Consider the following 20,472-nt stretch of genomic DNA (forward strand, 5'->3'; position numbering starts at 1 on the left):
TCGTCCCGTACTTATAGGAGTGGGTAGTGATGGCACAGGGAAACACCGAAAACGCCTCGCAGCGGTTTATGCACGCCATGGGCAAGCTGCGCATGATTTTCGGTCCGGCCAACCGCAGTTCCCTCGGCCACGAGATGACCGAGCAGAACCGGCAGCTCCTGGCCCAGCGGGAGGCCGAGACGCAGCAGTGGGAAACGCTGCACCGCCCCGACGGCAGCACCTACGTTGTGCCCCGCAACCCCGGGGACAAGTCGCTCCGCTAGGACACCCGCAGGGCACGTTCCGGGTGCCCGGCACCCATGCCTTTTGCCGCCGTCGGGCGTAAAATGGGGGCACTGGCACCAGCCATGGCACTTAGCCACCGCGGATCCGCGTGGCCCTAGGGCTGGAGAGGGGGTGGGAATTGTGGCACTTGCTCTCAAAAAAGCCGCATTGAGGCAGCACCTGCACCCGTCACACTGGGCACGCTTCCTTTTCGGCCCTGCATCGCGGGGAGACTACGCGGCACCGGTGACGCACCGGCATGACGACTTCGAATACGCCTCCGAGGCGGACTTGGCCGGATTTGTCGTGGAGACAGACGCAGAGGGACACCGCTACGCGGTCCGGAAGGAAGACCTCCCGAAAGAGGCAGTATGACCAGCGCCCCGTGAGGGCGCGGCCCCTTTTAGATACGACTTAGATACGACGAAGGGAGCGGCCAGCGCCGCTCCCTTCGTTTTTTAGTAGTGCTTCCGCCCCGGAGGCCAGGTTCCTAGCGGCCCGTGCCGCCGTAAACCGTCGCCTCGTCCTCGCTGTCGAGGTCGAAGGCCTTGTGGATGGCGCGCACGGCGTCGTCGAGCAGGTCCGCGTGGGTGACAACGGAGATCCGGATCTCCGAGGTGGAGATCATGTTGATGTTGATGCCGGCCTCCGAGAGGGCCGCGAAGAACCGGGCCGAGACGCCCGGGTGGGAGCGCATCCCGGCGCCGATCAGGGAGAGTTTGCCGATCTGCTCGTTGTATTCGATGCTCTCGAAGCCGATCCGGTCCTGGGCGGCGTGCAGCGCCGCCAGGGCGTCGGCGCCCTCGACGATGGGCAGCGTGAAGGAGATGTCCGTCCGGCCGGTGCCGTGGGTGGACACGTTCTGGACGATCATGTCGATGTTCGAGTGTGCATCAGCGATGACCTGGAAGATCGCGGCAGCCTTGCCGGGGATATCGGGAACCCCGACAACCGTGACCTTGGCCTCGGAACGGTCATGTGCAACGCCGGAGATGATTGGCTGCTCCAAGGCAACTCCCTCTTGGGTTGTGATCTTGTCGTTGGCGCCGGGCAGGACCCAGGTGCCTTCGTTCTGGCTGAATGAGGAACGGACGTGCAGGGGCACCCCAAAGCGGCGCGCGTACTCTACGCAGCGCAGGTGCAGAATCTTGGCTCCGGACGCTGCCAGTTCGAGCATTTCCTCACTGGAGATCCGGTCGATCTTGCGGGCGGACGGGACAACGCGCGGGTCGGCGGTGTAGATCCCGTCGACGTCCGTGAAGATCTCGCACACATCGGCGTCGAGGGCGGCAGCCAGCGCCACCGCCGTCGTGTCCGAGCCGCCGCGGCCCAGTGTGGTGACTTCGTTGGTGGTGCGGCTCATGCCCTGGAAGCCCGCCACGATCGCAATGTGTCCCTTGTCCAGGGCGGTGCGGATGCGGTGCGGGTCGACGTCGATGATGCGCGCCTTGCCGTGGATGCCGTCGGTGATCATGCCGGCCTGGGAACCGGTGAACGACTGGGCCGATGCGCCGTACTTGTTGATGGCCATGGCGAGCAGCGCCATGGAAATCCGTTCCCCGGCGGAAAGGAGCATGTCCATTTCCCGGGCCGGGGCGGAATCGGTGACCTGCGCGGCGAGGTCCAGGAGCTCGTCCGTGGTGTCGCCCATGGCGGAGACCACCACCACCACCTCATCGCCTGCGTTCTGGGCGTCGACGATCCGCCGTGCCACGCGCTTAATGCCTTCCGCGTCCGCCACTGAGGAACCGCCGAACTTCTTCACCACAAGGTGCTTTGTGGCGGTGGCGGAGACAGGCAGCTGTGCCGGCTGCGGGCCGGGCTGGACTTCGGTAGTGGGCAAACTCATGCGCGCACCCTCACTGGATCATCGGGGTTCTGGGCCAAGCAACCAAACGGCGCGACGGCGTAACTTCTCAGCCCAGTTTATCGCCGGGGCGGCCCGGTTGCTCAAATGTGACCAAATGCCAGACATTCCGGCCCGATTTCCCCGCGGACATGCCCTCCGCCGGAGCCAGCGGCTGGGCATGCTCCCCGGCCGTGCGGGACATGCCCTCCCGCCGTGCCGACGGGTGCGCATAGTGGCATTATGTCCGGTGACCGGCCCGCAGGCGGGGCATGTCCAGTGCGGGATGTGGACCACGACGGCGGGCTGCCGCGGCCTGTGCCCGGGCGCAGCCGCTTAGCCCAGGGCGTTGCGGCGGCCCTCGAAAGCGCGGCCCAGGGTGACTTCATCGGCGTACTCGAGGTCGCCTCCGACGGGTAGGCCCGACGCGAGCCGGGTGACGGCGATGCCAATCGTCTTGAGCATGCGGGCCAGGTAGGTCGCGGTGGCCTCGCCCTCAAGGTTGGGATCGGTGGCGATAATGACTTCCTGGATGGCGCCGTCGTTGAGCCGCGTGAGGAGTTCGCGGATGCGGAGCTGCTCCGGCCCGACCCCGGCGATGGGATTAATCGCCCCGCCCAGCACGTGATAGCGGCCGCGGAAGGAGCGCGTGCGTTCGACGGCGAGGACATCCTTCGATTCTTCGACGACGCAGATCACGGAAGGGTCCCGGCGCGGGTCGCGGCAGATGTTGCAGAGCTCCTGCTCCGTGACGTTGCCGCACACTGTGCAGAACTTGACCCGCTCCTTCACCGTGGTGATGGCCTCCACCAGCCGCTTCATGTCCTGCGGGTCGGCTTCGAGGATGTGGAAGGCCAGCCGCTGGGCGGACTTCGGCCCGACTCCGGGAAGGCGCCCAAGCTCGTCGATCAGCTCTTGAACTGCACCTTCGTACACAATGTCCTCGTTCGTTGGGGGTGGTGGCGGGCGGGGGTCCCGGCGGGGTGGTTAGAAGCGCGGCGGCAGCGGGCTGCCGTCCAGTGACCGCTCTTCCACCAATTTGCCGCCCAGGATCCGTTCAACGGCGGCCCTGCCGAAGACGCCGGATTCCTCGATGGTTTCGTCGTCCGCACTGGGGATGTCCTGGACGTAGGTCGTGGCTGCCACGGCCCGCGCCGGCGCCTTGGCCCGCCCGGCTTCGGCTTCCGGGCTGTTGGACAGCCGCTGGTACAGGCTCTGTCGCCCTGCCGGGCTCGACGCTGCCGGCGCAGCAGGAGCGGGAGCCGGCGCGGCAGCCGGCGCAGCGGGTGCAGCGGGTGCAGCGGCCGGTGCGGGCGCCAGCATCGTGGCAGGGCCGGCTCCGGCCGATCCGGATGCGGCGCCGGCCGGCACCAGGTCTACGGAGTCGCCCCAGCCATTCGAGGCGGTCCCCACCGGTTCGTACGAGGTGGACGCCGGCACCGATGCGGCGTAGTGCGGGACCTGCGCGGCTGCGGGTTCGTAGTGCGGCGGTTCCGGTTCGGGAACCGGGCTGGGCGCCGCAGTTTCCTCGGCCGGGTAGCGCCCGACATTGGACTCCGTGCCGACGGCCCAGATCCCGGGCGCCTCCTCAACGGCACGGGCCCACGGGTCTTCGGCGGTATCAGGTGCCTGGGGAGCCGGGCTGCTGCTGGCCGGGGATTTTTTGGCGGCAGGGCCGGGGCGCGACGGGCCCGCCGCCTGCTGCCGGGCAGGTGCCGGGGCAGCGGCAGGCGGCCCCTGGCGGGAAGCGGCGGGGGAGGGCTCCCAGTCCATGGGCGGTTCCTCGTCCAGCGGCGGGGCGTCCTCGTCCCGCGGGGCACCCCAGTCGTCGTCCGGGTAGGAGTAGGATCCGGCGGCGTCCGGGGCCGGGGCCTGCTGTTCACTGGCGGCCACGGGGCCAACGGGGCCAGGGGCCGGGGCTGTAGGTGCCACGGGGGCGGGCGCGGCGGGCGACGGCGCTGCAGAGGCCTGCGCCGGACCTGCAGCCGCCTTGGCCGGGGCAGCGCGGACCTCCGGAGTGGCCGGAGCCGGCTCCGGGGACGGCGCGGCCGGTGCCGGCTTCGACGCTACCGGGGACGTCTGTGTCGGCTGGGGCTGCGCTGTCTGGGGCTGCACCGCGTTGTTCTGGGCCGGGTTGGTGGCCGGGGGCAGCCCCCAGTCGGCATCGGTGGACGTGGCCGGGACGTCCCGGCTAACGGGTGCTTTTGGGTTTGGCTCAGAGCTCGCTGAGCTGTTGCTTCCACTGGCCACCGCGTTGATCTGGCACTCGATGCCGATGGTCTTGTGGATGGCCTGCCGCAGGTTCTCTGAGTGGTCGGCCCGGCCGAAGGCGCCGGCCAGCCCGGAGGTGGTGAAGGCGAGCGTCAGGACGTGGTCCTCGAAATGGCCCACCTGGGCATTGGGTTCGACAAGCGCCCACGTGCTCCGCTTGATTTTGGTCAGCGTCTGCAGGATCTCCGGCCAAGCGCGGCGGAGGACCTCGACGTCGGGCCCGGAACCGGTGGCCGGTGCGGCGGCGGGCGCCGCGGGCGGAACAGCCGCCGCCGGCTGGTTCCCGGCGGGTGCTGCCGGCGCCGGGCCGGCCGGAACATGTCCGGCGCCGGCCGCGGGAGCCGGTTGTGCAGGCCGTGCCGGACCGGGGGCCTGTGCAGCAGCGGCCGTCCCGGAGGATGGCCGGCCGGCGGCGGAGGGCTCGTCCACGGGCCAGTCGCCGGTGGTGACGCGCGGAGGGGTGAGCGTTCCCCTGGCCGGTTGGGCGTCGCGTTCCGGAACTCCGTTGGCTGCCGGGGCTGCGGCCTGTTCTTGCGGTGCAGTGGCAGGAGCTGGCGCGGGGGACGCCGGAACAGCGGGGGCAGGGGCCGCAGCCGCCGCAACAGCGGGTTCCGGCACCGCGTGTGCCGGCGCTTGGGGCGCCGGTGCTGCCGCTGCCGGAGTTGTGGTGGCCGGAGCAGTGGCGGCGGGGACTGCGGCTGCCGTGGCGGGAGCGCCGACGTCGTTCCCGGCGTAGTTCAGGCGGCGTTCCACCCGGTCGATCCGCGCGGCGATGCCCCGCTCGGTCTGTTCGGAGGACGGGAGCAGGATGCGGGCGCACAGCAGTTCGAGGTGCAGCCGCGGGGAAGTGGCGCCGGTCATTTCGGTCAGCGCCGTGTTGGTGACGTCCGCTGCACGCGACAGCTCGGCCGCGCCCAGGTTGTGGGCCTGGTTCTGCATGCGCGCGATCTGGTCCGCCGGCATGCCGCGGAGGATTGACTGGGCGCTTTCCGGCATGGCCTGGACGATGATGAGGTCCCGGAAGCGCTCCAGGAGGTCCTCCACGAAGCGGCGGGGGTCATGTCCGGTCTGGATGACCCGGTCCACGGCACGGAATACCGTGGCGGCGTCCGAGGCGGCCACGGCCTCCACGACGTCGTCCAGCAGGGAGGCGTGGGTGTAGCCCAGCAGGGCGACAGCGAGTTCGTAGTCCAGGCCGCGCGGTCCTGCGCCCGCCATAAGCTGGTCCAGGACGGACAGCGAGTCCCGCACTGAGCCGCCGCCGGCGCGGATGACAAGCGAGAGCACTCCGGGCGCCACGGGGACGTTTTCCTGCGCGCACAGCAGTTCCAGGTACGCCATGAGCGGCTCCGGCGGCACCAGGCGGAACGGGTAATGGTGGGTGCGGGAGCGGATGGTGCCGATGACCTTGTCCGGCTCCGTGGTGGCGAAGATGAACTTGATGTGCTCCGGCGGTTCTTCGACGATCTTGAGCAGGGCGTTGAAGCCGGCCGACGTCACCATGTGGGCTTCGTCAATGATGAAGATCTTGTAGCGGTCGCGGACGGGAGCGTAGGTGGCCCGTTCGCGCAGGTCGCGGGCGTCGTCCACACCGCCGTGGCTGGCGGCGTCGATCTCGATGACGTCGAGCGATCCGGAGCCGCCGCGGGCGAGTTCGATGCAGCTGGGGCACTTACCGCAGGGGGTGTCCGTGGGACCCTCGGCGCAGTTCAGGCAGCGGGCAAGGATGCGGGCGGACGTGGTTTTACCGCAGCCGCGGGGGCCCGAGAAGAGGTAGGCGTGGTTCACGCGGTTCTTGCGCAGGGCCGTCATCAGGGGCTCGGTGACGTGTTCCTGCCCGATGACGTCCGCGAACGAATCGGGGCGATATCGGCGGTAGAGAGCGGTAGTAACAGTCACAGATAAACCCTACCAATCGGCACAGACATAAAAGACCCCTCATGCACCCGCCAGAGCCCATTTACCCTTGCTACCTTCCGGTCCTGGGGGAGTTCAACAGGATGACGCCACATGAGGGGCCGTCAGCAAGTTTACCCGACGTTTGGGTGTGCCCCGAATCGACGGCGTCCGGCCCTGACAATCCTGCGGAGCATGCTCATTTTTGGTGGCCGGGAGTGGGCATGGCGGGCCTATGTCCAGGGGCTGCGGCGGGGGCTGGGCAAGTCCCGTGGTGGAAGGGTCCCGAAAGCCCAATTGGGCGATGCCGGAAAGTTCAGGTATTCTAGTATCTGCTTTTGATTCAGAAGCTACTGGAGAATTCGCCTAGCGGCCTATGGCGCACGCCTGGAACGCGTGTTGGGTTAACGCCCTCGGGGGTTCAAATCCCCCATTCTCCGCGGTTGGCCCCGGTCCCTAGGACCGGGGCCTTTTTGCGTCCTGAGGACAGTGCAGGGGTGCGGGGTTGGGTTATAGGACAAAACGAGGGTTATACGACACTGCGTGTGTAAAAGCCGGGCCTGTCAGGTGCGTCCCGCTCAGCCTGCGCGGCCCCAGAGGCTTTCCTCCGCGGTGGCTGCGGCGCCGTATTGCTCGGGTCCGGGGGTTGCTCGACGGCCGTCTAAGCGGTGGGCGTGCGGGCATGCGGTGCTCTGGGCAGGTCAGTCGGAAGGGCTGCGCGGGGGTTGCACTGTGCAGGGGTACCGCCTGCTGGCCCGCTCTTGATGTTCTTCGCTCATCCCACGGTGTGTCAACGGTATGAGGCGGAGCTCAAGCAGGCCGCTGCCTGCTCCGGCGTGCTGGTCCTCGTCTATGCCCTGCCGAGCGCTGCACGGCACCCAAAGGGAAGAAGTCCCGCAGGCCCGTCAGCCTCTCGCCGGCGCTCCCGGCACCGCTGTCGAAGCGACCGAGCCCACTGGGCCGGTATCCGAACCTCCCTCCGTGGCCCACATATCCAGCGCAGCTCGGTCTATGAGCTCCGGAAGGGCGCACTACATCTACTGGGTTACCCCTAAGCCGGAGGAAACCGGCTCGGGATCCACGACATCGACATACCTCCGCAGACTTGATGCACGGCGCCGGCATGAGCACCTTCGAGATGCCGGGCAGATGGTCGCGTCGACCTGGAAAGAAAGTGGACACTCGCATTTGGCGTGGGACGGGCAGTTCAGGGCAGCCGCCGTGCCAGAAAGTGCGCTGGAAGAGTAGCGCGGGAACCGTGAAATGCACGACATGATTCTCCGCCAACCACATCTCGAGGTTCCGTGTGCGTAACATGGAGCGCGACGAGCTGCGGAAAATGGCTCGACAATTGTGTATAAGTCGTGGATGGGGGTTCTGTAGATGCTGGTCAAAGACGCCGCTAAGCAGGCCGCACAGAAGACTTTGGCGGAGCATTGGGACTTCGAGTTCCCAGTCGATCCGGTTGCGATAGCGCAGGCAAAGGGCCTCGAAGTCCGGTTTGCCGAACTGAAGGACAAGGTATCCGGGGCGATTGTCGCCAAGGCTGGGAAGACGCCTGTGATCCTTGTAGAAGCTAGAGAGAACTACGGCCGGCAAATGTTCACCACAGCACACGAGCTAGGTCACTATGCGGAACGCGAGAATGCTGGCGACCACGAGTACTCCTTCGTCGAGTCGCGTGGACGCAAGTATGACCTACATGAGTTCTACGCCGACGAATTCGCCGGGAACCTTCTCATGCCCGAGGCTGATTTCAGGTCTAAGTACAAGCAAATGAAGTCAGTAAACATGGTCGCCGCATACTTCGCAGTGACACCCCCGGCCGTCAAGAAGCGGGCCGAACGACTTGGGCTCTAATCTAACAACAATGGACTTCGACACTTCAACAATCGACAACCTCGTTGCCGACGTTGCTCGTGAAGTTGATTCGGTCGACTTGGTCACTGGCCAGAGGGCTGACTCAATCGGCCCGTCGTCGATGGAGGACTACGACAACCAACTCTTGCTGGCCGAGTTGGCGCGACTAAACCAGCAGTCGAAGTTGAGGTCAAAGTTCTTCTGGGTGGCGTCATCATTGGCCAGCTTTGTCATTCTCGCAAGCACAGCGGGCGTTGGACTCTATGTCATTCTCGCCGGAGCGGACACTGAGCCGGCAGTGCTCATAACTTGGATGACGGCAGTGGTCGTCGAGTTACTTGGAATACTCAAGATCATTGCCGTCTATCTTTACCCTAATGATGCCGCTAAGAAAGACTGAGCGATGGCCGCGGACGACTCCGCATCCTGAGGTCGGGAGATCGAGCCTCGGCGCCGCGGCCTGAAAAGTCCCTCGCCAAGGACTTTGTGAACGCTCCACTGGCGCCGGCGTCCGGTGCCAGTATGTCGAATGCCGAAGCCTCGCAACCCTCGGGTAGGGTACATGGATGTCGAGGCCGCCGATTCCAGCTCATATCAAGCGTCTGCTGCGCCAGAGGTGCGGCTTCGGATGCGTCATATGTGGCTCTCCGATCTTTGAGTACGAGCATATTCAAGGTGTTCGAGTGACAGGAAATGATCCTGGGGAGATGACGCTCCTTTGCAAATTCCACCATGGCGAGAAGACTCACAAGAGGATGCCAATCGCTATGGTGGTGAAGGCAAACAAGGCGCCCTTCAATCTGCGCAAGGATGCCAGCGGTGAGCATCCCCTGTATTACTTTGGGGAGAAATTCCGGGTGCAGTTCGGCAACATGGATATTCGGGCTGAGTTCGAGGACGATTACCCGGTGGCAGCGCTGCGAGTCGACGGACAGACGATCATTGGGGCTCGGGTTGTGGAGGGACATGTTGAACTTGAACTATGCCTCCGAGATGCCGATAACGTCCCGTATCTCGTGGTTCGGAAGGGGCAGCTTAGGCATACGCTCACGCAATGGGACGTTCAATGGACCGCGCAAACTCTGATCATTCGGCGGGGGCCGATGGATGTGATCCTCCGCATAAAGTTTCGAGCACCGGACGCGGTCGTGGTTGAACGAGGCGAGTTCTGGTCCAACGGTCTTCTTTTCCGCGCCGGTCCCGCCGCCACCAGCGGTGGCATTGAACTAGTCAACAGTAATAGCGAGTTTAGCCACCTGACGCTGGACGGAGGACCAGCCTCGGCCATGAACGTGGGGAACGACCCGAATGGTCACAAACGATTAATGGTGCTTTCGGATGGCCCGCGTTGGTGGGGCGGGCCGCCTGCGCCAATTGGTGCCTTCCGTAGCCAGTAGCTTGGTCGTGAGTGCCAAGCCCACAGTGCGCTTGCCATTTCGTCGGCACGCCAGGACGGCCAGATATGCGATGCATTCCACCGTGGGACGCCAGCTTAGCCGTCCACGGTTGTGTCACCGGCAGGGGGCGTTGCGGATGATTAGTCTGGAACTCGTTCTACGGCGGAGTCGAGTTTGTGTGCTTTCCACCCGACGTCGGCGAATCTCGTTTCCATTTCGTGCACCAGGGCTTGCCTGAGGATCACGCCCAGCGCCTCAGGCGAGTCAAGGCGGAATCGAAATCCAGCATCCACGTCGATCTCGCCTGCCCCTCCTGGTTGCGTCTTTACGCTGTTGGCAACCGTCAACCCGAGAACGTGCTCGTCCACCTCTAACTGACCAGTTATCGTGAAATCGAAAACCGCCATGCCCCCACCTTCAATTGACTTGGTACGCACAAACATACACTGACTGAAGACAACAAAACGGGTCGGGAAACTTCCTAATTTATCTGACAGAGGCAGAGCGTGAAATCCCAAGCGCTGTTCATTGCGGCGGCGATCCAGCTCTTAGCTATTTGGCACGAGATCTTCCTCTGATGCCGTTCTGGACCTCTGACGCTGGTACGCGTCAGGATCCTGGCCCCGTGACCTAGAAACCTGGTGCGGAAACGCCGGCGGTGCCCTCAGGCCTGATAGCCCAGCCTGCGGAGGCGGGTTCGGGCGGCCTGCTCGCTGGGTCCCATCCGGCCCAGGGCAAGATGGACGACGCCGAGAGTCACCCTGGTGGCCAGGCGCACGGGCAGCGGGATAGGGCCCAGGCGTGCGGTGCGCAGGCCCAGCAGGTCCCGGTATTTGGGCTCGAGGCTCGCCACGGCCGCCGCGAACAGCACCCGGTAACCCGGCCTGAGCGCCGGGTGGAGCGGCGGATTGCGGATGAATGCCAGCGTCTCGGCGACCCTCTCGTCGGAGCGGAGCTCGCCGGCGTCGTACCAGCTGTCCAGTTCCCGGCGCATCGCTGCCTCGCTGAGCGGCGGGGACTCCACCCCCATCAGCGTGCCGGCCTGCGCCCACTCGCGCACATAGGCGTCGGGCCCGCCAGGGATGGGCCGGCCCCAGATTTTGTGCGCCGAGAGGAAGGCGTCGGTGAACGCGATATGCACCCATCGGAGCAGCTCGGGATCATTCGCGGCGTAGCTGCGCGCCGCGCCGTGCCCGTCAACGTAGTCACCCTGCACCCGTCCGTGCAGCCGAAGGACCCAGTCGGACGCTGCGCGGGCTGCGGCGGTCGAACCGTAGGAAACCGTGAAAATCCAGCGGATGGTCCCCGCCAGCCTGCCCAGCGGGTCCTCGCGGAACCGGGAGTGGTCGTGGACGCCGGCGAGCGCGCCGGGATGGAGCGCCTGCATCATCAGCGCCCGGATGCCCGCCACGATCGTCGGCATGTCCCCGTGGACGGCCCAGACGGCCGACCCGGGCAGGTGGTAGCCGGCGTCGTCACCTTCCGCCAGCCGCGGCACCCATTCCGGCACGGCGTCCCGGGTTCCGGTAAACGTCTGCTTGAGTTCGCTCTGCCATTCCCTGAGGAGGTTGCGCATACTTTATTGTCACCCACCGAATCGGTGGCCGGTACTTGCCTAAATTCCCAGTACTACTGGGCTTCCACCCGAGTTTGAAAGGGGTAGTCATTACGGTTCCCAGTGCTAACCGATTGTGGTCCCATAAGAACGTAAGTCCGCGAATCTGGGGACTGGCGGACAGGATGCAGGAGTCACATCGTGGGAAAACACTGGGGAAACTCATCGAGTGAGCAGGCAGTCAGGGCGCGCCTCGTAGCCGTGCGCTGCTTGTCCGGAGGCTTCTGCCTTTCGCTGGCGGTACTGACCTTCGGGGTGCAGGGCCTGTCCGGCTCGCGGCCCGCTGTTGTGGTTCCCTCCCCGGCCATGGCCTCCGGCGTCGTGGGCCCAAGCATTCTGGACCCGACCACGCTGGGCGCGCCCACCCCTGCCGGCACCGAGGCTCTGGCGCCGCAGGCCTTCACGGCGGATGCGCTGGCGCTGGTGGCCTACACCAGGTCGAATGTGGAGACCACGTCCAAAGAGGGCGTCCCCGGTGAACTGAACGTGGCTTCCGCCGGGCTCAAGCGCCCGGCGGAAGGCTTCCTCATGGCACCGCTCGAATCACTGGCGGAATCATCCTCGTTCGGGTTGCGGACCAGCCCCATCACCGGGTCAGCAGGCGAATTCCACTGGGGACAGGACTTCGCCGCAGCCTGCGGCACCCGCGTGTACTCGGCGGATGCCGGGGTGGTGCGGGCCGTCGGCTGGCATCCGTGGGGTGGCGGAAACCGAGTCGAAATCGACCACGGCAACGGCCTGATCACCACCTACAACCACCTTGAGGCGATCGCCGTCAAGAAGGGTGACTCGGTCCGGGTCGGCGAGGTCATCGCCCGGGTAGGGACCACCGGATCCTCCACCGGATGCCATCTGCATTTCGAGACCATCCTGAACGGCTCCCACAAGAACCCGCACGACTGGACGCTGCTGCCGATCACGCAGACGGACCAGTTGGGCGCCATTGAAATGACGAGCTACGCGCCCGAGGCAGGCAAGCCCACCAACACCTCCCTCGGCTGGGCCATCCCCGTGTCCGAAGAAGGGGCGCACGTGGTGGCCGGCGGGGACCACGAAACCCCCGCCTCGGCGTGGCCGAATACACCGTTCATCAGCTCTCCCGCAACGACGCCCACTCCGTCGACCGGGGACGCCCTCTCGCCAACGAAGACCAGGACGGACGCGCCGACGCCGGAACCCAGCCAGCCGTCGGGCGGTTCGCCGAGCGGCACCACCACCCCTGGCGGGACGACTGATCCAGGCACCGCCACCCCGAGTGACACCCCGCTTCCCTCCGCGCCCGGCTCCACAACACCGCCGCCGCCCGAACCGACAACCCCGACGCCGACCCCGACCCCGACGCCGGAGCCTACCTCGCCGCCGCCGTCATCCGTGGAACCGCCGCCTCCGCCGCCCTCGACGGTGGTGCCCCCGCCGCCTCCTCCGCCGTCATCGGTGGAGCCCCCGCCGCCGCCTCCGCCGTCATCGGTAGAGCCCCCGCCGCCTCCGCCGCCGTCGACTATTGCCCCGCCGCCGCCGCCACCGCCGCCGGTGGAGCCCCCGCCGCCTCCGCCGCCCGTTGTGGTTGCCCCGCCGCCTCCGCCCCCTGTGGTGGAGCCGACTGCGGAGCCGGCGCCTCCGGCGCCCACCCAGTCCACTGAACCGACGGCGACCACTGACCCGTCGCTGACGCCCGGACCGTAGCAGGCACAAACCCATACGCGCGCTCGTTGGTAGCGAAGAACTGTTGTGACCACATCCGGACTCCAGTCCGGGCCACGACACGACCCACGATTTCGCGAGGAGCCCGCTCATGACCTCTCTTCACAGCATTCCGCTGACCTTGATCGACGGCACGGCCACTGACTTTGGCCGCTTCAAAGGGGACGTGGTGCTGGTGGTGAACGTTGCGTCCCAGTGCGGGTTCACCCGCCAGTACTCGGGGCTCGAGGCGCTTTACAACAAGTTCCGCGATCAGGGCTTCCAGATCCTCGGTGTGCCCTGCAACCAGTTCGCGGGCCAAGAGCCGGCCGCCGACGCCGAGATCGCCGAGTTCTGTGAACGGAACTTTGGCGTGACCTTTCCTCTCGCCGCCAAATCCGATGTCCGCGGCAGGGATCAGCACCCGCTGTACGCCGAGCTCACCAAGTTCAAAAAGGGCATCCTGCCGGGGCTGGTGAAGTGGAACTTCGAGAAATTCCTGGTGAGCCGCGACGGCGATGTGGTGGCCAGGTTTGCCCCCACCGTGGAGCCGGACTCGCCGGAGATCATCGCAGCGGTGGAAGAGGCCCTCAGCCGATAGTCGGCTCCCGGACCACAAGGGCACAAGGACCCCTATCCGTAAGCATACTTACGGCCTAGACTGGCCGGACCTTCCACTACACCGGGCACACCCACGGCCCCGACGCGCTAAGGCGCGGGCGGCTAGCCGTTCAGTGCCTGGGAAGGCGCATCAGCACGCTTCGGAAATCACAACTGGACACTCTATTTGGGGGTCCGTGTAACCAGGAGGAAAGTGATGACAGGGAACAAAGCCGTTGCCTATAAAGGCCCAGGAAAAGTCGAACTGATCGACATTGACTACCCCACCTTCGAACTCAAAGACGGCCCGGGGGTCAACCCCGCCAACGTGGGCCGTCCGCTGCGTCATGGCGTCATCCTTAAAACCGTTGCCACGAACATTTGCGGCTCCGACCAGCACATGGTCCGTGGCCGTACCACCGCCCCCTCGGACCTGGTACTTGGCCACGAAATCACCGGTGAAGTGGTGGAGGTGGGCCCGGATGTCGAGTTCATCAAGGTGGGTGACATCTGTTCGGTCCCGTTCAACATCGCCTGCGGCCGGTGCCGGAACTGCAAGGAGCGCAAGACGGGCATCTGCCTGAACGTCAACCCGGCCCGTCCGGGAGCAGCGTACGGGTACGTGGACATGGGTGGCTGGGTCGGAGGCCAGGCGAATTACGTACTGGTCCCGTATGCGGACTGGAACCTGCTGAAGTTCCCCGACCGGGACCAGGCCCTCGAGAAGATGATGGACCTGACCATGCTGTCGGACATCTTCCCGACCGGCTTCCACGGCGCGGTGACTGCCGGCGTCGGGGTCGGGTCCACGGTGTACGTCGCGGGAGCCGGGCCGGTCGGGCTGGCAGCGGCGACCAGCGCCCAGCTGCTTGGTGCCGCCGTCGTGATTGTGGGGGACCTCAACGCTGACCGCCTGGCGCAGGCGCGCAGCTTCGGCTGTGAAACTGTCGACCTGACCCAGGGCGGGCCCGCGGAGCAGATCGAACAGCTGCTTGGCGTACCCGAAGTCGACTGCGGTGTGGACGCGGTCGGGTTCGAAGCCAGGGGGCACGGCCACGACGCCAAGGAGGCTCCTGCGACAGTGCTCAACTCGCTGATGGAGCTCACAGCGGCCGGCGGCGCCCTCGGCATCCCCGGCCTCTACGTCACGGGCGACCCGGGCGGCATCGACGAGGCGGCCAAGAAGGGTGCCCTCTCGCTCAGCCTGGGCACCGGCTGGGCCAAGTCGCTGAGCTTCACCACCGGACAGTGCCCGGTGATGAAGTACAACCGCGGACTGATGATGGCGATCCTGCATGACAAGGTCTCCATCGCCAAGAACGTCAACGCGAAGGCGATCACGCTGGAGGAGGCGCCGAAGGGCTACGCGGAGTTCGACGCCGGCGCGGCGACGAAGTACGTGCTGAACCCGAACGGCTACCTGAGCTAAACGCTAGGTACCTGAGTAAGCGGGTTCCGGCGGACACATACCGGTGCAGGTATGTGTCCGCCGGACTACCCGATGTTGGTATTTTCCAAACATGCCTACTGGAGTTTGCACATTGTTGGCCGAATGTCTGATTGGATAGATGTTACTGAGAGGGAAGTTGGAGGCTACAGCCTCCACCCAACCAGGAAGGCAGCAATGGAGCTCATCGAGGCCGAGCACCCCCGGCCACGCCATTTTCTTCTCCATCTGAGTGACCCCCACTTGTTGGGCGGATCCGCACCCCTGCACGGTGTGGTCGACAGCGACGCCCTGCTCCAGCAACTCTTTGACGAAGTCCGGGCCTCCGGCGCGCGCCCCGAAGCCGTGATTTTTACCGGCGACCTGGCCGACAGGGGCGAGGCCGAGGCCTACGCCAAACTGCGCGCCATCGTCGAGCCCGCCTGCAAGGCGCTGGGCGCAAAAGTCATCTGGGCCATGGGAAACCACGACAACCGGGAAAACTTCCGCACCGGCCTGCTGGATCTCCCGGCCGACGACGCCCCGGTGGACCGCAGCTACTTCATCAACGGGCTGCGGATCATCACCCTCGATACCTCCGTGCCGGGCTTCCACCACGGCGAGCTGAGCCCGGAGCAGCTGGAGTGGCTCGCAGCCGAACTTTCCACCCCGGCGCCCGACGGGACCATCCTCGCCCTGCACCACCCGCCGGTGCCGTCCGTCCTGGACCTCGCCGTCCTGGTCGAGCTGCGCGACCAGGCGTCACTGGCCGGCGTCGTGCGGAATTCCGACGTCAGGGCCATCCTGGGCGGCCATCTGCACTACTCGACGACGGCGACCTTCGCCGGGATCCCGGTATCGGTGGCGTCGGCCACCTGCTACACGCAGGACCTCAATGTGCCGGTCGGCGGAACCCGGGGACGCGACGGCGGGCAGGCGTTCAACCTGGTCCACGTCTACGAACACACGATCGTGCACTCGGTGGTTCCGCTCGGCGACACCCCGGCCGTCGGCGAGCTCGTCTCCGCCGCGGAGACCCAGCGCCGGATCTCGGCGGCCGGGATCCGCATCCCGGTCAAGGCGAAGCTTGAGGACCCGGCCAGGACGCCGGGCCACCGCCGGCTGACGGCCAGCAACTGACGGGGAGCCGTCGGGCCATTCACCGCCGCCGCCTGAGCCGTCGGGGCCTGCCGGTGGCGAGGAACGCCTACTTTTCCCAGGGTGCCTTGATCGGGTAGTACTTCTCGAGGAAGTCCGTCACCAGTTGGGCGCGTTCCTCGGCCTCGACCTCGGGGAAACTGCCGTCGTTGAGGCAGAAGAAGTCCATGTTCCGCTTGGCGAGCAGCTTCGGCAGGTAGTTCAGGCCCGCCCTCGCGGTGGTGTCCACGTAGCGCACCTTCGCCGCCGTCTGGGTGACGGCCCGGCCGGTCAGCAGCGCGTAGTAATGGTAGAACGAGTTCGTCACCGAGATGTTGTCGGCCGCGCGGAAGGTGCTCGCAGCCGTCTTGCTGAACTCGGCCGGAAACTCTTGCTCCATCTGAGCCACCAGGCTGCGGCGCAATGGAGCAGCCGTGTGCTCCAGGTGCCGCGTGGTGATCCGGCCGAAACGGTCCCACAGCAGCTTCCGGTTCACCCGGGCGGCGTTCTCAAAGCCGCTGCGCTCGGCGTCGTTGTCCCCGAGACCGATCCGGGTTTCCGCCTCGATGAATTTCGTGATGCCGCCGGGCGTGAAGAACATGTCCGGTCCCACGGCGCGGCCGAAGAACATGTCGTCATTGGAATACAGGAAGTGTTCGGACAGGCCGTCGATGTGGTGGAGCTGGCACTCCACGGCCTGCGAGTTGTGGGTCGGCAGCACGGAGGGGTCCGCGAAAAACTCCTCGCTGCGGACAATCGTCACTCCGGGATGGTCCGCGAGCCAGGACGGTGCCGGCGAATCCGTGGCGATGAAGATCCTGCGGATCCAGGGCGCGAACATGTAGACCGAGCGCAGCGCGTACTTGAGCTCGTCGATCTGGCGGAACCGTGCTTCATGGTCGTCGCCCTCACCGAGCACGGCGCCGGCCTGGCGGGCACGCCGGGCCGCGATGTACTCCGGGGAGCTGCCGTCCACCCAGGAGAAGACAATGTCGACGTCGAAGCTGATGTCACTTGCGTGGTCCGCGAACATGTTCTCAATGGTGGGCCAGGTGCGCCCATACCGTTCCACGGTGCCGCGGACCGCGTCCTGGGCCAGCAGCGTCCTGCGCGTCAGGGAATTCTCGATTGGAAGGATCAGCTGGTCGCCTTCGAAGCTCCACAGTTCCAGCTGCACACCGGCGGACGCACCGAACTCGAAGCCGCCCTCTGGTTCGACCCGGGGACGGTACAGCCGGAAGATCCGTGACTGCCGGTTGGGGGAGAGCTCGCCGTCAGCCACCAGCACGGAGGACTTCTTCTTGGCGTCGACGCTCATGGAGTAGAAGGGCTCGTCGTGGCAGGCCTCCACCAGCGCGTCGCGGAGGACCTTTCGGTCTTTCCAGTCGACGGCGATGACCGGCCGGTGGTTGTTGCCGCGGACCAGGAGGTAGTCGAGGCCGGCGCCGTCGAGCACGGCGCGGATGAACATCAGGTCCTCGACCATGGCCTGGTAGGGCGTGCGGTTCTCGTTGATCAGGGCATACCGACCCCGCCGGCGGACAACGTCCTGGCGAGCCCGGAATCTCGCGACGGCCGCAGCTGAGGTGACCTCATCGTGGGCCTCCACCGAGGCCTGGCTGCCATAGTAGATCTCATCCTGGATCAGTGCGTCTGTAATGTCCGTACTCCGTGACTCTGTGCGTGAATATGTCCTGTATGCATGATATCGTCCGCCCCAAAATCGATAACCGCCCTGCGGCGTCAGTCAGCGAGGGCAGTGCGCCAGCTGCGCAGGAACGCCGCACCGGCGTAGTCGTGGATGACCTCCTCGCCGAGCCCCAGGTCCGCTGCAGTCAGCACGTCGTACGGTTTGACGGGCACGCCGTCGGCCGGACGGACATCGACATGCTTCACCGGGTGGTCGTTGTGGTGGAGCCAGTCGGCCATGGCGTAATCGGTGCGGGAGTCGCCCACGGTGCGCCAGGCCTGAGGGGTGATGCCTTGGGCTGCCAGGAGCTCCACGGCCCTGCTGGCGCCAAGGTCCTTGCCGAGCCTGACCGACTCAATGTCGGTGGAGATGATGGTGGGATCCACCCGGTAGTCGATCCGGTCATCTGAGTCGGGGGCATGGTGGTCCAGCCGCACCACGCCGAGGCCGTGCCGGCCCATCAGGTCCATGGCATCGGCGTCGAACAGCTGCTGTTCGGCGCGGTAGTCCGCGTTCTCAACGGAGATGTGCTGCTCTACGGACACCATGGCCAGCTTGGTCTCGTCGAAGAACATGTGGGTGGCGTAGTCCTCGGCCACCAGCCGGCGGACGTCATCGCCGAAGGCCTGCGGCATGGCAAGTTCGTGATCGACATGGACGGCGCCGGGACCGGTGGCGGTGTAGCTGAACCAGACCGCACCCTTTTCGCAGATCGCGTGGATGAGGGTGCCGGCCGGCATCCCGGCGGCGATCATGGGTTCCATCACCTGTTCGCGGATGAACGCCGCAGAGCGGCCCGTGTTGAAGACGACGGGAATTCCCGCGGCGGCCAGCGCCAGCAGGTCCGCGATGATCCCCGGCTGCACCGTGCGGGTCACGGGACTGGCCACGGGGCCGTCGACGTCGAGCAGCAGCGCCAGCGGGGGCGCTGACGGCGGAGGGGAGGCGGGGGACTCAACATGTGTCATGGGCCCATTCTCCCAGCCGGCGGGCCTCTTTGCAGGAGATGACGGCCGCGCCGCGGCACGCTGTTGACCGGCGCCGGCCCGCGCCGGCGGGTCCTGGAAATGGTTACCGTTTGGCTACAACCTCCCGGCGCCGGGGAGTCGCGGATTCCTTTGGCCCGCCAAGTTCCTTAGGCTTGCATGGTGATATTCAAAGCCGTGGGCGAGGGACGCCCGTACCCCGACCATGGTTACAACACGCCCAAGGACTGGGCCGCCCTGCCGCCGCGGCCGGTGCGGCTGGATGACCTGGTGACCACCAAGCGCACGCTTGACCTGGAGGCCCTGCTGGCGGAGGACTCAACCTTCTTCGGCGACCTTTTCCCGCACGTCGTGGAGTACCGCGGCGTCCTGTACCTTGAGGACGGCCTGCACCGCGCCGTCCGGACCGCGCTGCACCAGCGCACGGCGATCCACGCGCGCGTCCTGGTGATAAATGGCTAGAAAGCCGAAGGACCCCACCGTTCTGCACGGGCACCACATCATCACCGGCTCGGACTTGCGCGCCACCTTTGTCGATGACGACGATCCGCAGAACAACCCCGTCAGGACGCGGCGCCGCATCCTGCACGGCGCCGTCCTTGTCCTGCTCGTCGGGCTGGTCGCTGCCGCCGTCGTGGTTGCCTTGGCCATCATGAACGGCCAGATCAAGGTCCCGACGGCGGAGCGCAGCCAGTCTGCCGTGTCCGTCTGCCCGGAGGCAATCTACGACTACACCCCGCCGGAGACGATCAACCTCAACGTCTTCAATTCCACCTCCCGACCCGGCCTGGCCCGGTCCGTGGCGGACGAGTTCGCGGCCCGTAAATTTATCGTCGGCGCGGTGTCCAATACGACGTCGAGCTACCGCGGAACGGCGTTGATCGTGTCCGGCGCTGCCGGCCAGTCCGCGGCGTTCAGTGTCCAGCGGAACGTGCCCGGCTCGGACTACTTCCAGGACGGCCGGACCGATCCGAGCGTGGACGTCATCCTCACCGGGGACTTCAAGGAACTGGTGAAACCTGAACTCGTCGACCAGACCCCGGGCCAGCTCAGCTGCCCGCGCGAGGACCGGCGGATCGTGGACGAATCCGCGGTGCCGGTGACACCGGCGGGTTAACGCTCCCCGCCCGCCCTGGGTTCAGGCGCCGACGCGGACGGGCCGGCCGGCGTCGTCGAACCGGGCGCCGGCACCGAGCTGGACGAACCGTACGGTGCGCGCCAGCCGCGCCTCCGCGTCGGCGTCCCGGCCGGTGCCGTCACCACGGGCGGCGCTGGAGGACAGGGTGCCGTGGATGAGCTGCGCGAGCTGGGTGATGTCCGCCTCCGGCAGATAGCCCTGGGCGATGCCGTCCCGCAGGATGCCCTGCAGCAGCACGCTGAGCTCCCCGACGTGGTCCGCCAGCTTCGCGAACGAGGCAGGGGAGAGCACGGCGCCCATCGCTGGGCCGGGCGGCAGGTGCCGGCGACTGAGGTCCTCCACCTGCGCGCGGACGTAGAGGGCCAGCCGGTCCACCGGGTTGTCCAGTGCGTCCAGGGATTCGCGGAGGTCGACCAGGAACCGCTCGGTCTCATCCAGTGCGTAGGCGATCAGCAGCTCTTCGATGTCCGCGTAGTAGTTGTACACGGCGGTGCGGCCGATCCGGGCGTGCCGGGCGACGTCGGTCATGGTCAGCCCGGGCAGGCCGTGGCTGAAGAGGAGCTCGCCGAACGCGGTCAGGATGCGGTGCTGGGTCTCGGCGCGTTGGGCGGCGTTGCTCGCGGCCGAAATCCTGGGCATACAGACACTTTAGCGTGATCTGTCAGC

At 66.3% G+C, this 20,472-nt stretch carries 18 protein-coding genes, 1 tRNA gene and 1 other RNA gene; 11 read left to right on the forward strand and 9 right to left on the reverse strand.

Going from position 1 to position 20,472, the window contains the following annotated elements:
• Positions 1–29 precede the first annotated feature (29 nt).
• A complete protein-coding gene (locus ACTWQD_RS03280; RefSeq protein WP_066433244.1) occupies positions 30–263 on the forward strand; it encodes a hypothetical protein in 234 nt (77 codons plus the stop codon).
• A 491-nt stretch (positions 264–754) separates the two neighbouring features.
• Here ACTWQD_RS03280 and ACTWQD_RS03285 read toward each other — a convergent pair whose 3' ends face one another.
• From ACTWQD_RS03285 to ffs, 4 genes are all read right to left on the reverse strand, one after another.
• Entirely contained in the window at positions 755–2,113 is a 1,359-nt protein-coding gene (locus tag ACTWQD_RS03285) for an aspartate kinase (RefSeq protein WP_443194753.1), read from the reverse strand.
• Between the two features lie 333 nt (positions 2,114–2,446).
• Positions 2,447–3,046 carry a recombination mediator RecR gene (gene recR / locus ACTWQD_RS03290; RefSeq protein WP_066433252.1) on the reverse strand — a complete coding sequence of 200 codons (600 nt, stop codon included), beginning with the start codon at positions 3,044–3,046 and terminating at the stop codon, positions 2,447–2,449.
• Positions 3,047–3,097: 51 nt separating this feature from the next.
• The gene (locus tag ACTWQD_RS03295; RefSeq protein WP_443194754.1) at positions 3,098–6,280 is read right to left on the reverse strand and encodes a DNA polymerase III subunit gamma and tau; all 3,183 of its coding nucleotides are present in this window, start codon (positions 6,278–6,280) and stop codon (positions 3,098–3,100) included.
• A gap of 27 nt (positions 6,281–6,307) precedes the next feature.
• An RNA gene (ffs, locus tag ACTWQD_RS03300) (signal recognition particle sRNA small type) lies at positions 6,308–6,404 on the reverse strand.
• Between the two features lie 228 nt (positions 6,405–6,632).
• Between ffs and ACTWQD_RS03305 the strand changes: the two genes are divergently transcribed.
• The 4 genes from ACTWQD_RS03305 to ACTWQD_RS03320 all read left to right on the forward strand — a co-directional run bounded on the left by ACTWQD_RS03305 (position 6,633) and on the right by ACTWQD_RS03320 (position 9,534).
• Positions 6,633–6,717, forward strand: a tRNA-Ser gene (locus tag ACTWQD_RS03305).
• A gap of 943 nt (positions 6,718–7,660) precedes the next feature.
• Positions 7,661–8,137, forward strand: a complete 477-nt coding sequence (locus tag ACTWQD_RS03310) for an ImmA/IrrE family metallo-endopeptidase (RefSeq protein WP_443194755.1) — start codon at positions 7,661–7,663, stop codon at positions 8,135–8,137.
• 10 nt (positions 8,138–8,147) lie between these two features.
• Entirely contained in the window at positions 8,148–8,537 is a 390-nt protein-coding gene (locus tag ACTWQD_RS03315) for a hypothetical protein (protein WP_443194756.1), read from the forward strand.
• Between the two features lie 283 nt (positions 8,538–8,820).
• Positions 8,821–9,534 (forward strand): hypothetical protein, encoded by a 714-nt coding sequence (locus ACTWQD_RS03320; protein ID WP_443194757.1) that lies wholly within the window; start codon positions 8,821–8,823, stop codon positions 9,532–9,534.
• A gap of 140 nt (positions 9,535–9,674) precedes the next feature.
• Here ACTWQD_RS03320 and ACTWQD_RS03325 read toward each other — a convergent pair whose 3' ends face one another.
• Both ACTWQD_RS03325 and ACTWQD_RS03330 read right to left on the reverse strand, forming a co-directional pair.
• Positions 9,675–9,941 carry a hypothetical protein gene (locus ACTWQD_RS03325; RefSeq protein ID WP_443194758.1) on the reverse strand — a complete coding sequence of 89 codons (267 nt, stop codon included), beginning with the start codon at positions 9,939–9,941 and terminating at the stop codon, positions 9,675–9,677.
• Between the two features lie 257 nt (positions 9,942–10,198).
• A complete protein-coding gene (locus ACTWQD_RS03330) occupies positions 10,199–11,110 on the reverse strand; it encodes an oxygenase MpaB family protein (protein ID WP_443194759.1) in 912 nt (303 codons plus the stop codon).
• 180 nt (positions 11,111–11,290) lie between these two features.
• On the opposite strand from ACTWQD_RS03330, the gene ACTWQD_RS03335 reads away from it, so the two are divergent.
• The 4 genes from ACTWQD_RS03335 (at position 11,291) to ACTWQD_RS03350 (ending at position 15,995) form a co-directional block, all read left to right on the forward strand.
• Positions 11,291–12,832: a M23 family metallopeptidase gene (locus ACTWQD_RS03335; RefSeq protein ID WP_443194760.1), complete on the forward strand. Its 1,542-nt coding sequence runs from the start codon at positions 11,291–11,293 to the stop codon at positions 12,830–12,832.
• Positions 12,833–12,941: 109 nt separating this feature from the next.
• Positions 12,942–13,430, forward strand: coding sequence for a glutathione peroxidase (locus ACTWQD_RS03340; protein WP_443194761.1), 489 nt, complete (start codon positions 12,942–12,944; stop codon positions 13,428–13,430).
• Between the two features lie 216 nt (positions 13,431–13,646).
• Positions 13,647–14,858, forward strand: coding sequence for a formaldehyde dehydrogenase, glutathione-independent (gene fdhA / locus ACTWQD_RS03345; protein ID WP_443194762.1), 1,212 nt, complete (start codon positions 13,647–13,649; stop codon positions 14,856–14,858).
• A 195-nt stretch (positions 14,859–15,053) separates the two neighbouring features.
• Positions 15,054–15,995: a phosphodiesterase gene (locus tag ACTWQD_RS03350; RefSeq protein WP_443194763.1), complete on the forward strand. Its 942-nt coding sequence runs from the start codon at positions 15,054–15,056 to the stop codon at positions 15,993–15,995.
• A 67-nt stretch (positions 15,996–16,062) separates the two neighbouring features.
• Here the strand turns inward: ACTWQD_RS03350 and ACTWQD_RS03355 are convergent, their stop codons facing one another.
• Positions 16,063–17,601: a stealth conserved region 3 domain-containing protein gene (locus tag ACTWQD_RS03355; protein WP_443194764.1), complete on the reverse strand. Its 1,539-nt coding sequence runs from the start codon at positions 17,599–17,601 to the stop codon at positions 16,063–16,065.
• Positions 17,602–17,735: 134 nt separating this feature from the next.
• Positions 17,736–18,650: a hypothetical protein gene (locus tag ACTWQD_RS03360; protein ID WP_443194765.1), complete on the reverse strand. Its 915-nt coding sequence runs from the start codon at positions 18,648–18,650 to the stop codon at positions 17,736–17,738.
• Positions 18,651–18,830: 180 nt separating this feature from the next.
• On the opposite strand from ACTWQD_RS03360, the gene ACTWQD_RS03365 reads away from it, so the two are divergent.
• A complete protein-coding gene (locus tag ACTWQD_RS03365; protein WP_197410599.1) occupies positions 18,831–19,130 on the forward strand; it encodes a type II toxin-antitoxin system VapB family antitoxin in 300 nt (99 codons plus the stop codon).
• Positions 19,123–19,785, forward strand: coding sequence for a LytR C-terminal domain-containing protein (locus ACTWQD_RS03370; RefSeq protein ID WP_443194766.1), 663 nt, complete (start codon positions 19,123–19,125; stop codon positions 19,783–19,785). The genes ACTWQD_RS03365 and ACTWQD_RS03370 overlap by 8 nt, the downstream gene beginning before the upstream one ends.
• A gap of 21 nt (positions 19,786–19,806) precedes the next feature.
• Here the strand turns inward: ACTWQD_RS03370 and ACTWQD_RS03375 are convergent, their stop codons facing one another.
• Positions 19,807–20,445 (reverse strand): TetR/AcrR family transcriptional regulator, encoded by a 639-nt coding sequence (locus tag ACTWQD_RS03375; RefSeq protein WP_443194767.1) that lies wholly within the window; start codon positions 20,443–20,445, stop codon positions 19,807–19,809.
• Between the last annotated feature and the right edge of the window lie 27 nt (positions 20,446–20,472).

Origin of the sequence: Pseudarthrobacter sp. 1C304 (assembly GCF_052245515.1) — a bacterium.
Classification (GTDB): Bacteria; Actinomycetota; Actinomycetes; order Actinomycetales; family Micrococcaceae; genus Arthrobacter.